12 protein-coding genes are annotated in these 12163 nt (G+C 62.9%); 7 read left to right on the plus strand and 5 right to left on the minus strand.

Annotated features, from left to right (window positions below; genetic code table 11):
• Positions 1-77 precede the first annotated feature (77 nt).
• Positions 78-446 carry a response regulator gene (locus tag O4H53_RS24850; RefSeq protein WP_114274668.1) on the plus strand — a complete coding sequence of 123 codons (369 nt, stop codon included), beginning with the start codon at positions 78-80 and terminating at the stop codon, positions 444-446.
• A 117-nt stretch (positions 447-563) separates the two neighbouring features.
• Here the strand turns inward: O4H53_RS24850 and O4H53_RS24855 are convergent, their stop codons facing one another.
• The 4 genes from O4H53_RS24855 to O4H53_RS24870 all read right to left on the minus strand — a co-directional run bounded on the left by O4H53_RS24855 (position 564) and on the right by O4H53_RS24870 (position 4159).
• The gene (locus O4H53_RS24855) at positions 564-923 is read right to left on the minus strand and encodes an Hpt domain-containing protein (RefSeq protein WP_269367620.1); all 360 of its coding nucleotides are present in this window, start codon (positions 921-923) and stop codon (positions 564-566) included.
• Positions 920-1897, minus strand: coding sequence for a response regulator (locus O4H53_RS24860; protein WP_269367621.1), 978 nt, complete (start codon positions 1895-1897; stop codon positions 920-922). Before O4H53_RS24860 ends, O4H53_RS24855 begins: the two co-directional genes overlap by 4 nt.
• 182 nt (positions 1898-2079) lie before the next feature.
• Complete coding sequence (locus O4H53_RS24865) at positions 2080-2922, minus strand: NAD-dependent epimerase/dehydratase family protein (RefSeq protein ID WP_269367622.1); 843 nt, start codon at positions 2920-2922, stop codon at positions 2080-2082.
• A gap of 34 nt (positions 2923-2956) precedes the next feature.
• A complete protein-coding gene (locus tag O4H53_RS24870) occupies positions 2957-4159 on the minus strand; it encodes an NAD(P)/FAD-dependent oxidoreductase (protein WP_269367623.1) in 1203 nt (400 codons plus the stop codon).
• A gap of 265 nt (positions 4160-4424) precedes the next feature.
• Between O4H53_RS24870 and O4H53_RS24875 the strand changes: the two genes are divergently transcribed.
• From O4H53_RS24875 to O4H53_RS24900, 6 genes are all read left to right on the plus strand, one after another.
• Positions 4425-4967, plus strand: coding sequence for a sigma-70 family RNA polymerase sigma factor (locus tag O4H53_RS24875; protein WP_269367624.1), 543 nt, complete (start codon positions 4425-4427; stop codon positions 4965-4967).
• A complete protein-coding gene (locus tag O4H53_RS24880) occupies positions 4964-5656 on the plus strand; it encodes an anti-sigma factor (protein WP_269367625.1) in 693 nt (230 codons plus the stop codon). The genes O4H53_RS24875 and O4H53_RS24880 overlap by 4 nt, the downstream gene beginning before the upstream one ends.
• 415 nt (positions 5657-6071) lie before the next feature.
• Positions 6072-6470, plus strand: coding sequence for a DoxX family protein (locus O4H53_RS24885; RefSeq protein WP_269367626.1), 399 nt, complete (start codon positions 6072-6074; stop codon positions 6468-6470).
• 64 nt (positions 6471-6534) lie between these two features.
• Complete coding sequence (locus O4H53_RS24890) at positions 6535-7515, plus strand: membrane dipeptidase (protein WP_269367627.1); 981 nt, start codon at positions 6535-6537, stop codon at positions 7513-7515.
• Positions 7512-9155 carry a hypothetical protein gene (locus O4H53_RS24895; RefSeq protein WP_269367628.1) on the plus strand — a complete coding sequence of 548 codons (1644 nt, stop codon included), beginning with the start codon at positions 7512-7514 and terminating at the stop codon, positions 9153-9155. The genes O4H53_RS24890 and O4H53_RS24895 overlap by 4 nt, the downstream gene beginning before the upstream one ends.
• 20 nt (positions 9156-9175) lie before the next feature.
• Positions 9176-9643, plus strand: a complete 468-nt coding sequence (locus O4H53_RS24900) for a hypothetical protein (protein ID WP_269367629.1) — start codon at positions 9176-9178, stop codon at positions 9641-9643.
• A gap of 105 nt (positions 9644-9748) precedes the next feature.
• Here O4H53_RS24900 and hrpB read toward each other — a convergent pair whose 3' ends face one another.
• Positions 9749-12157, minus strand: coding sequence for an ATP-dependent helicase HrpB (hrpB, locus tag O4H53_RS24905; RefSeq protein WP_269367630.1), 2409 nt, complete (start codon positions 12155-12157; stop codon positions 9749-9751).
• Positions 12158-12163 lie beyond the last annotated feature (6 nt).

The raw sequence follows: 12163 nt of genomic DNA on the forward strand, positions 1-12163 counted from the left end.
TAGATCAGACATGTTCACCGCTCGTTTTTGAACCGTGAATCATGCCGCTATGCAGAAATCAATGGGTCCAGAGCCTAATGCTTAAACTTATTCATGTAGAAGACGATGCGGACATTCGTGAAATCGCCAAGATGTCTTTGGACCTTGCAGGGGATTTCGATGTGATCCAGTGCGAGTGCGGCGAGGAAGCTCTGGCACGGGTGCAGGATTATACCCCTGACGTCATTCTGCTCGATATGATGATGCCGGGCATGACCGGGCGTCAGACGCTTGAGGAAATGCGCAAGCTGCCGCATCTGGCCAATGTGCCGGCGATCTTCATGACCGCCCGCGCCCAGCACGCCGAGATTGAGGAACTGCGCAATGTCGGCGCGGCCGATGTGATCAGCAAGCCCTTCGACCCGATGTCGCTGGCCGACCAGATCAAGAGCGCGATCCGCAAGTAACCACCGGGAAAAGACAAAGGGCAAGAAAAAGCCCCGGACGCAGTTGCAGCCGGGGAGGGAGGGATGTTGTTTCGGGATCTGGCCCCGGCCGGATGGGGATCAGGGGCCGGATGGGGATCAGGTCAGCGTGCTCAGCGTTTCTTCGCACTGCTTCACGAAGAGATCCATGTGATAGATGATTTCCCCAGGGCAAATCGCCAGATCGGCATCCGGGCCTTCGAGATGTGCAATGACTTCGCCCTCGCAGGCGCGCGCAGCAACCCCAAGATCGGTGAATCCGAGTGAACCGGCCGTTCCCGCAATCTGGTGCAGGATGGCTTTTGCCGCTTCCAGGTTGCCGTTGATGTCATCCAGGGTCTCGCCTTCCCAGGCGCTCAGGGCGTGTTCCGCAATAAGGGCCTGACGGTCCACCAGCATTTCCAGAAACCGTGTCCTTACCTTGGCCAGACCGGGAAGTTCATCTACCATGTCTTTCATGCGATCTGTCCCATATTCCAATAGTCGGTCTGCGACTTGCCATGGGCCGCGCTGGCGGCCTCGGCGGTCGCATGTGCCGTTGCCAGCGCATCCATGACCGCGGCGCCGCTTTTCCAGATCAGGCGGACGACGTCGCCGCCCGAGACCCGGGGATGCAGCCGCTCGCCTGCGTTGTTGTAAAGTTCCGTGCGCGCCAGCGACAGGTTCACCGCGTCGACAAGCCTGCCCATATCGGGGCGCCAGCCGCTTTCCGTGATGCAGACGAAGGTTCCGCTGCCTGCGTAGGACATCAGGAACTGGTGCCCCTGCAGCGTGTCCGAGATGATCTCGGCCATGTCGGAGATCAGGCTGTAGAACTCGAACGGGCTCATCGCCGCGTGATATTGCTCGATCTCGCGCATGGTGAAGGCAAAGGTCGACGACCCGAACAGCGAACTGCGGGTCAACTGCTGGACATAGTTTTCCATCGCCACGTATTCGATGACGTTGTCGACGTCATGGATGGAAATCGGTTCGTGCAGCTCGATCGTGGCGGAGCCTGACTGTGCCCCGACAGCGCTTGCGGCAAAGATCTTGCGGGTGCGCGCCCGGCGTCCTTCGATCATGCCGGCGACCAGACCCAGACGGGCCTTCAGCTCGGCCACTTCGAAGGGCTTGGTCACATAGTCGGTGGCCCCCGCAGCGAAGGCGCCGTCGATATAGCGTTTGTCCGCCATCGCGGTCAGCATCAGAACCGGCGTTTCGGCATAGCGCGACATCATGCGGATGCGGCGGGTCAGTTCGATCCCGTCCATGTTCGGCATCTGGATGTCGAGCATGAAACAGTCGAAAGTCCCCTTCGCTTCGGCACGCAGGAGATCCAGCGCTTCGCTGCCCGATTCCGCCGTAACCAACTCATGGTCACCCACAGCCTGAACGAACTGCGTCAGCAGTTCCAAGATGATCAGGTCGTCATCCACTGCCAGAATTCTCATCGGTTTCTCCACCACAATTGACATCAGCGCAGTTTGCACAGGGGCTAACTATCAATTTTACGGGGAAGTGTGGCGTAATTTTGGCAACTTGAGAAAAAATGCCAATAAAATTAGTGGACTGTTTCCTTTACCGCAGGTTTTTGGTGCGGCGGATGCATCGGGCCGATGCATCCGCCGGGGGGTCAGGTTTTTTTCCGGTCGTCCACGATGGTCATCTGCGCAAGACCACTCTGGCCCAGATCGACGGCTGCAAAGGGCCCGCCCTGCAGCATTTCGGCCGGATCGGTCACATCGGCGGCAGGGGTGTCGGCCAGAACGGCCTCGGCAAATTGCTCTGCATTGTCCTTGGGCCGGTAGCCCAGGAAGGCGGCTTTTGCGTTGTCCACCGGCGCGCGGTCGTTGTTGGACACGCCGTAGATCACGGTAAAGCCGACAGAAGGCGTGTCGATGGCCCGTGTCACCAGGTGGATCAGATCGTCATAGGACAGCCAGGACCCCAGCGCGCGCGCGTTGTTGACCTGTGCGGCGGACAGGATGCGCAGATGCACGCTCTCCATCTGGCGCTTGTCCCAGTACATGGAACCCAGGTCTTCGGTGAAGCATTTGGCAAGGCCGTAAAAGGTATCGGGCCGGTGCGGCGCATCGGTGCCGATGAAATCGCGCTTCTTGTGCATGCCCACCGCATGGATGGACGAGGCATAGACGATCCGGCGCACGCCATGCTGATAGCCCGCTTCCCAGATATTGTAGGATCCGATGAAGTTCGGACCCAGCAGTTCCTCGAAGGGTTTCTCATCCACGATGGCGCCGAAATGCACCACCATGTCGGCACCTTCCAGCAGCGGGTGGATTTCATCGAACTTTGCCAGGTCCGCGCGGGCATAGCTTTCACCGGGATAAAGCGTTCCGATCTCCTCGGCGATGTCGGTGCTGAGCAGTTCGTCGCACATTTTCGACAGCGGCTCGCGCAGATATGACCCCAGCCGTCCCGCAGCCCCCGTCAGCACAAGTTTCTTGAATTTCATGGTATTGGCCTTTCTTTGGTCAAAGCGGCGATCGTCAGATTATCGCTTTTTCGAGGAATGATTTCTGCGCGCCTATGCGGTCAAAGGCAAAGGCGGTCAGGTCGATGGTGCGGAATTCGTGGTAGGTGATCCATTCTGCCACACCCCGCCCGATGGCGGGGGCCTGTTGCAGGCCATGGCCGGAAAAACCGTTCACGAAGATGAAGTTTGCCACCTCGGGGTGCGGCCCGACAATCGCGTTCTGATCGAAGGTGTTGTAGGCATAATGGCCGACCCATTCGTTGATAACCTTGACCTCTTCAAAGGCGGGCACACGGGTGGCGATGGCGGGCCAGACCTTGTTTTCCCACAGGCTGTGGTCAAAGCCGAAATCGTCGTAAGCCACATCCGGGTCGTCATCCGGGGGGCAACCGGCAAGATAGTATTTCCCTTCGGAGCGCACATGGACCCCCGAGGGGTCGATGGTCAGCGGCAGATCCCGGTCCAGCGGATGGGCGGCGTCAAAGACAAAGGAATAGCGCTTGCGCGGGTACACCGGCAGGTCCAGCCCCGCCATCCGGGCGGTGGCAAGCGCCCGGGGGCCCGAGGCATTGACCACGGTCCCGCAAGACAGCGTATCGCCTGATTTGAGGGTGACGCTCTGCACCGCTGTCCTGCTGTCGTTCAGGGTCATCGCGGTCACTTCATCGTGGATGTATTCGACCCCGGCACGGCGGGCCATGCGCTTGAACCAGTCAAACATGGTGCCGCCGTCGAAATAGCCTTCGTCCACGGTATTGTGGTTGCCTGCGATGATGTCGTCGAGGGCGTAGAAAGGATAGGCAGCGGCGATCTCGTCGCGCGTCATGTGGCGGGTCTGCGCCCCCAGTGCTGTCTGCACCTGCTGGGCCTGATGCAGGGCGGTGGCGAATTCGGGTGTATCGGCCAGATAGAGATATCCGAAACTTTGCAGGGTCAGGTTCGGCACATCCGGATCACCGCCCATGAAGTCACGGAAATTCTTGATGAATTCCGCGCCGAACTGTGACACGCGGATGTTGGCCTCGTTGGTGAATTGCTGCCGGATGCAGGAATTCGTATGGCTGGTCGAGGCAAATTCATAGCTGGGGTCGCGTTCGACCACCAGAACGCTGCCGTCAAAACCCGCCGTGCGGGTCAGCCACCAGGCCAGCGCCGATCCGTGCATGGCGCCGCCGATAATGACAACATCGTAAGAGGATTGTGCAGCAGCACCCATAGTCGCATTCCCGATTCGATTGACCGTCCTGATCCCGCGTACCGCAGAATGCACTGCCGGGTAAACTTCTGTGAAACACCAAAAGACGGACAGCGCGATTTGCGGGTCCTTATCGGCCTGCGAAGGGGCGGATTAGGCAGGGCCGGGGGCAACAATTGCCGAATGCCTGTTTGACTTACCGGCCAAGAGCCTCAAGTTACCCCTGGTGCGGGAAGTGGTTTCCGCGCGTCTGAAGTATGTCGCTGGGCGGAGACCGATTTAGAGTATGGACCGCGAAGAGATAGAGCGCCTGATCGCACGGGTGGCCCTCAAGGATCGTGCAGCCTTTGAAGAACTTTACGATCGTGTCAGTGCGAAACTTTTTGGTGTGTGCCTGCGTGTGTTGAACAAACGCGCCGCAGCAGAGGACGCCATGCAGGATACTTTTGTCAAAATCTGGAACAACGCCGATCGCTATCAGGCGAATGGCCTGTCGCCGATGACATGGTTGATCACCATCGCACGGAACACCTCGATTGACCGTCTGCGCGCGCGCAAGAAGGGTCATCAGGACATTGATACGCCGGGTATGGAGCTTGTTGCGAGTGGCCCTTCGCCCGAACAATCCGCCATTGCCGCTTCCGAGGCCAGCAAGCTGACCGGTTGCCTCGATGCGCTTGACGCCGACCGGGGCGCGGCCATCCGTGGTGCCTATCTTGACGGTGAAACCTATGCCGATCTGGCCGAAAGGTTCAAAGTACCGCTCAATACCATGCGGACCTGGCTCAGACGCGGGCTGATCTCCCTCAGGGAGTGCATGAGCCAATGACAGATCTGCCACCCCCAACACCGGAAGAGGAAAGCGAATTTCTGGCCGCTGAATATGCGCTCGGACTTTCCGAAGGTGAGAATCTGACGGAGGCCCGTGACCGCGCGCGCCGTGACAGCCTGTTTGCCGGCGCTGTGGCCGCATGGCAGGAACGCCTGGTCGCGATGACCGATGCCATTGCGCCGGTGGCGCCGCCCGCGCGGGTCAAAAAGGCGCTGATCAAGTCGCTGTTCCCCAATATCCGCGTGCCTTTCATGCAGCGGCTCTGGGTCTGGCAGGGGCTTACCTTCGCCTCGCTGGCGATGCTGGCAGTCCTTGCGATGCCGATGCTGCGGCCTGATGCCCCGACGATTGCCGGCCCGATCTATGGCACTCAGCTGACCGGAACAATCGACGATCTGCAGGTCTATGCCGTGCTTGATCCGTCCCGTGGCGGTATCGCCGTGACCCGAACGGCCGGTGCCCCGCCATCAGGGCGTGTGCTGGAACTCTGGGCTTTGCTGCCCGATGCCGCGCCGGTCTCGCTGGGGCTCGTGCCGGATGATGCGACCCATCTGAAACTGCCGCCGGAAATTGCGGCGCAGATTGATAACCTGACCCTGGCAATTTCCGACGAACCGCCCGGCGGCGCGCCCGAGGGGGCACCGACAGGCGAAATCCGCGCTGTTGGTACGGTCGAGGAAATCTAGCAGTCACTTGTTGACAGCCACCGCTTGGGTTTGACGGACCTTTGCCGTACCGCCTGCGAAGGGGCAGGAACAATGTCTCTGTCCATCAGCGGCAATGGTGCTGCCGGGCTGCCCGCCGTATCCAGGGCGCGTGTCCCAGCCAGAACGCGCCAAAAAAACCAAGGACATCGGGGAGATTTCCCAAAAATTCATCAAATTTAAATTTTTTTGCAACTTGTTGGAAACCGCAACGTGTCTGTTTCAAGGACCACGTAAGACGGAGGTCACACTCTGGTTTCAGCGCGGTTCAGACCGGGTTGCAATGTGTTTGCCCGGTTATGTGATGTAACAAGTCCGCAGATGTTTCCTGCGCAGTGACGAGTAATGCCGGGCTGGCAGCTTTAGGCGTCAGCCCGACATTTTTTCCGAGGAGGTCATGGACACAGCTCAGCCACATCTTTCTCACCGCCGCGTGATGGGCGCCGATGCCCTTGTCCTGATGGGGCGCTTTTGCATTGCGGCACTATTCGTGACGGGTGCCGCCCAAAAGATCTATGCGCCGGAAATCGTCCGGCAAATGCTCGCGGCACACCATTGGGTTGAATTCCTGATCTGGCCCGCCGTGGCGCTGAATTTGTTTGGCGCGGTCTTTCTGGTGACGGGGTTCTTTCTGGTGCCGACGGCATTGATCCTGGCCGGCTACTGCATGGTGACGAGCATTTTCCATTTTCTGCCGGACGACCCCTGGCAGATGTCGATCTTCGTGAAGAACTGGGCGATTGCTGGCGGTCTGCTGATCCTGGCGGCTGCCGAATTGCGCGCGCCGCGCGGCTGACAGCGGGGCGGGCAAGGCCCAGTTTTTCATTGAGAAACCGCAGCACCCCCGCCATGCTGCCGGTATGAAGGCACCGTTGATCGACAACCTGCAATACGCGAATTTCTCGCCTGCCATCTTTGAGCAGATGCGCGCAGGCGGGGTGGATGCGGTCCATGTGACCATCGCCTACCACGAGAGTTTTCGCGAGATGGTGCTGAACCTTGAACGCTGGAACCGCTGGTTCGAGGATCATGCGGACCTGATCTTCAAGGGGACCACGGCTGCGGATGTGATCCATGCGCAGGAGAGCGGGCGCACTGCGGTCTTTTTCGGGTTCCAGAACCCCAGCCCGATAGAGGATGACATCGGCCTGGTGGAAATCTGCCACCAGCTGGGCATCCGCTTCATGCAGCTGAGCTATAACAACCAGTCCCTGCTGGCGACGGGCTGCTATGAGGACGACGACACCGGCCTCACCCGGATGGGCCGCGCCGTGGTGGCAGAGATGAACCGCATCGGCATGGTGATCGACATGTCCCATTCCGCCGAACGCTCCACGCTTGAGGCGATTGACCATTCCACCCGTCCCATCGCGATCACCCATGCCAACCCGCATTGGTGGCATCCCGCCCTGCGCAACAAATCCGACAGGGTGCTTAAGGCTCTGACCGGGGCAGGGGGGATGCTGGGCTTTTCGGTCTATCCGCATCACCTGAAGGGTGGATCGGACTGCAGTCTCGACAGCTTTTGCCAGATGATCGCCGAAGCCGCCGCGCGCTATGGCGCGCAGAACCTCGGCATCGGCACGGACCTGTGCCAGGACCAGCCCGACAGCGTCGTCGAATGGATGCGCGTGGGCCGCTGGACCAAGGCGATGGACTTTGGCGAAGGATCGGCCGCCAACGCCGGTTTCCCGCCAATGCCCGATTGGTTCAGGGACAACCGCGATTTCGGCAACATCCGCCGGGGTCTGACCGCGACAGGGTTGAGCGCGGCAGAGGTCGACGGCATCATGGGCGGCAACTGGCACAGGTTCTACGCCCAGGGCTTTGGCCCTTCATGAGGGACGAGGCTCAGCCACCGCAGACCGCGCTGCGCCCCCCGGAAGAGGTGATGCGGCTGGCGCGCATGGGGTCGATGTTCCCCACGCGGCTGAGTTTCCTGCGCAGTCTGATCCGCCGTCTTGCTGCCGAAAAGGTCACTGTCACCCGCGCGGTCTGGCAGATGGACGCAGGCGGTTTTGGCCATGCCGTCTATAGCCTGCGCCTTGGCGGCCATGAGTATGCGCTGGTCGCCGTCTCCTCCGATCTGCCAGCCGACCAGCGGACCGACCGGGTCATCGCCACCGCCTGGGACAGCGCCTTTGTGCTTTACGACGGCATCCCGGAGGCGGCAGAGATTGACCGCATCATTGCCAGCGCACCCAGGCAGGAGGCGGCGCGGTTTACCGAACGCGATCTGATCCTGAGCCGCGCGAACAAATCCCTGCGGCTTTTTGCCCATGTCACGCAGGCCCTGCAGGAGGGCCGCCAGCCGGATCCGGAGATGATCCGCAATGTGGGTTACCTGATGCGCACGACTGCCGTTTACGGCAATGGCAAGTTCGGCATCGCCGACCGTCACCTGATTGCCCAGCGGCCGGGGCTGGAAGGGCCCTTTGCCGCAGAGATGCTGACCGTCTGGCTGATCCGGCACTTCACCCATGACCTGGCGGAACATGTGGGCGGCGGCAGGCTCGACCGTGCCCTGAAACGCCACCTTGGCATCGGCAATGCGACCGGGCTGGGCATGGCCCCCTTTCTGGTCACCCATCCGGTGCTTCTGAACAACTGGATGCAGGCGCGCGAAACCGCGCTGGCCCGTGTGCGGGCCTTGCCGCGGCTGACATCTGCGCAACAGGACAGGTTGCACTTGCTTGCCGCCCGCGCCGCCGCGCATCTGCGCGAATGGCAGGTGCCTGACCCCGCGCATCAGGCCCGTATCGTTGCGTTGCGCGGCGATTGGGAAACGGCGTGCAACGCGCTCGATCTTTCCGGCTTGCGCCCCCTTGATGCGGCCATGCACCGGGTCAAGGCGGCAAGCCTGGATGTACAGGAATTGATGGCCGGGCTGATCCTCGAACCCTTCGGCGATCTGGTGGACGATCTGGCCGCAACCATGGGCGATCCCTTTGGCCCGCTTTGCGCGCCACTCCCGGACACCGTTGAACTGCGCGCGCGGATCACGAGCGATTTCCGCTGGGCGCTGGCGCCCGACTACGATGCGCCAGAGGCCTGCGGCCAGTTCTGGTACGTCTCAGCGGCCAAGCAGGAACCCCGCCTCGGGCGGCGTTTTGCCGAAGAGGGCGCCGAGCAGGAAACCCCGCTGGACATCGGCCGCCGGGTCAAGGCGCTCTACCAGGATCTCGAAGGGGAAAATGCGCTGCTGAGTGACTTCCTGTCCCGCCATCCGGATCACGCGCTGGCGGCAGAGCGTGTGGCCATGGCCGGGCGCTACCCCTATGGAGAAATCCGCGACAACCTGATTGCCGAAGACTGCCTGCCCATCGACATGTTGCGCTGCAAACTGGCGTTCTTTGGCGCGGCCAAGTTCGACCCCAAATCGGACCGATGGACCCGGATCACCCTGTGCCAGGGCGCGCCGCTGGCGGATGAACTGGGGCCGGGGGCAGACGATTGGTGGCTGCCGGTCTTTGCCTCATGAAGCTCTCCGTCAATGAGGTGATGAGCCTGGCCGACCGGGCCGCGCGCGGGGCGGGGGCACCACCGGCACAGGCCGCCGCCTTTGGCCGCGCGGCGATGTTCCACCTTGCGGCGGAGCGGGCGGAGGGCACCTTGACTGCCGCGCTTGAGGCCTTGCCACGGGGGCCTATCCTGACCCTGCCTTTGGTCTTTATCCGTGTTCTGACCGAAGAATGCAGCGATACCCCGTTGCCCCCGGATGTGGACACGGCACTGGTGCAAAGCTACGCCGAGGCGCAGACTTTCCTAACCACGCTGCGCCCCGAAGGGCCGCTGATGCAGATCACCGTCGATCGCAAATCTGCATCGCCCGGACCGGCAATATCCCGGATCACTATGTCGGAAGACCTGTTCACTTTTCTCAACCACCTGGCTGCGCGCATCCTCGTCCCTGAAAGCGAAGCCTCGCGCATCGGTGGTGCGGGTGCGGGCCTCACCGACAACGACTGACCCCGGGGTTCTTTTGCCAAGAATATTCGGGGGTTCGGGGCAGGTCCCCGGGAACCGCGCCGCATGCGCGTATTCTCTCTTCAAGCGCGGCTTGGCGCATTTCTACTATTTTGTGCGCGGTTTGGCGCGCAACGTGGGGTCCGCCTGCGTCGGGTCCTCCGGCCAGGGGTGCTTGGGGTATTGCCCCCGCATGTCCTTGCGCACATCCGCATAGGACGAGGCCCAGAACCCCGGCAGGTCCGTTGTCACCTGAACCGGACGCTGGGCGGGGGAGAGCAAAGTCATCTGCACCGGCTGTCCCGCCACCATCGGGTGTCGCGTGACGCCAAAGACCTCTTGCAGGCGCAGTGCAATCGCGGGCTGCGCGCCGTCATAGTCGATGGGGATGCGGCGGCCCAGCGGCGTTTCGAAATGTGCCGGGGCGGCGCGGTCCAGCGCCTGCTGCTGGTCCCAGTCAAGCCGTGCCCGAAGGGCGGGCAGCAGGTCGAACCCTTTCCAGTCCCCGGCGCTGCGCAGCCCGGCCAGATGCGGCAGCAGCCAGTCCTCCAGGATTGCCATCAGATGGGTTTCGGAAAAATCGGGGAAGGGCGGGGGCATCAGCCTTGCACGGGCCAGAAAGCGCCGGGCCGCGGCACCGGGCAGCAGTCCCAGCTGCCGCACACCCTCCAGCATCGCCAGCGCCACCTGATCTTCCGGCGCATCGGTCCAGTTGCGGTCCTGCAGGACCAATGCACCGAATGTTTCCTGCTGACGGGTCAGCACCCGGTTGTCACGCCGCGACCAGATGCAGACGTCTTTCCAGGTAATCTGACCCTCGAATGTCGCGCGCAGATCGGCCTCTTCCAGCCGCGCGGCCTGCCGGATGCGCGCCTCGCGCGGATCGCCGTCCAGATCGGTGGCCACAATCAGCCGCGCCTGGGCCATCGCGTCACCCTGTGGCAGCATGGCGCCCTTGCCGCCCGACAGGACATAGCGCGGCGCGTCGCCGGGCCTGCGCAGGCCGACACGGTCGGGATAGGCCAGCGCCGCCAGCACTGCGATATCCTCGGGGCCCTGCGCCGTCTGGCCTCTGGCGAGGCGTTTGGCCTCCTGCCGGATGCGCGCCACCGTTGCCGCATGGGCCTGCGGGTTGCCGCGTAGGATGGCCTGAATGCGCAGCATCAGGTCCACGCCGGTGCCGCGCAGCGGATCACGCTCTGCCAGCAGGGCCGCAAGCATCGGTGCCCGCGCGCCGCCCCGTGCCACCATATGCGCAAGGCGGGGGTGCAGCGGCAGGCGCGCCAGCGCCCGGCCGTGATCGGTGATCCTGCCCTGCGCATCCAGCGCTTCCAGCATCTGCAGAACGCGCCGCGCCTCGGCCAGACGGCCCTCATGCGGGGGCGTGACAAAGCGCATCTCTTCGGCCTGACCACCCCAAAGCGCCAGTTCCAGCGCGAAACCTGTCAGGTCTCCGGCCTCGATCTCTGCGGGCGGATAGGCGGCCAATGCACCCTCCTCCCCCTTCGTCCAAAGCTTGTAGGCCACCCCGGGCGCCATCCGGCCCGCCCGGCCCGCGCGTTGCGCGGCCTCGGCCCGGGTGACCCTTTCGGTGATCAGCCGCGACATGCCGGAGGCGGGGTCAAAGCGCGCCCGGCGCGCCCGGCCCGCATCCACGACGATGGTGATCCCCTCGATGGTCAGGGAGGTTTCCGCGATGGAGGTGGCAAGCACCACCTTGCGGCCCGACGGGGCGGGGGCGATGGCGGCGCGCTGGGCCTTGAAGTCCATCGCGCCAAAAAGCGGGGCAATGGTGAACCCCTTGGGCAGCTGATCGCGCAGGATCGCCTCGACCTTGCGGATCTCGCCCTCACCGGGCAGGAACACCAGCGCCGATCCCTCCGCCTCGGCCAGGGCCTGCAGCACAAGATCTGCGGTCGCCTGTTCGAGACGTTTGTTGCCAAAGGGTTTGTCCAGCCAATACGGGGTGACCGGAAAGCTGCGCCCCTGTGAGGTGACCACAGGTGCGGCCATCAGATCGGCCACCGGGGCCGCGTCCAGCGTGGCGGACATGGCCACCAGCAGCAGGTCGTCGCGCAGCGCCTCCGCCACCTCCAGACAAAGCGCCAGACCGAGGTCCGCATTGAGCGAACGTTCGTGGAATTCGTCAAAGATCACGGCACCCACGCCGGGCAGATCCGGCTCTGCCTGCAACATCCGGGTGAGGATGCCTTCGGTCACCACCTCGATCCGGGTCGTCCTGCCAACCGCCGAAGCCCCGCGCACGCGGTAGCCGACCGTCTGGCCGACCTCTTCGCCCAGGGTGGCGGCCATGCGTTCTGCTGCGGCCCGCGCGGCAAGGCGGCGCGGCTCCAGCATCAGGATCTTGCCCTTTGTCAGCGCTGCGTCGAGCATCGCCAGGGGGACGCGCGTGGTCTTGCCCGCGCCGGGCGTAGCCTGCAGCACCAGACGGCCGGTTTCGCGCAGGGCGGCGATGGCCTGCGGCAGGACCGCGTCGATGGGCAGGGTAAAGGACATGTCGTC

Source organism: Sulfitobacter sp. G21635-S1, from assembly GCF_027213915.1.
Classification (GTDB): domain Bacteria; phylum Pseudomonadota; class Alphaproteobacteria; order Rhodobacterales; family Rhodobacteraceae; genus Sulfitobacter.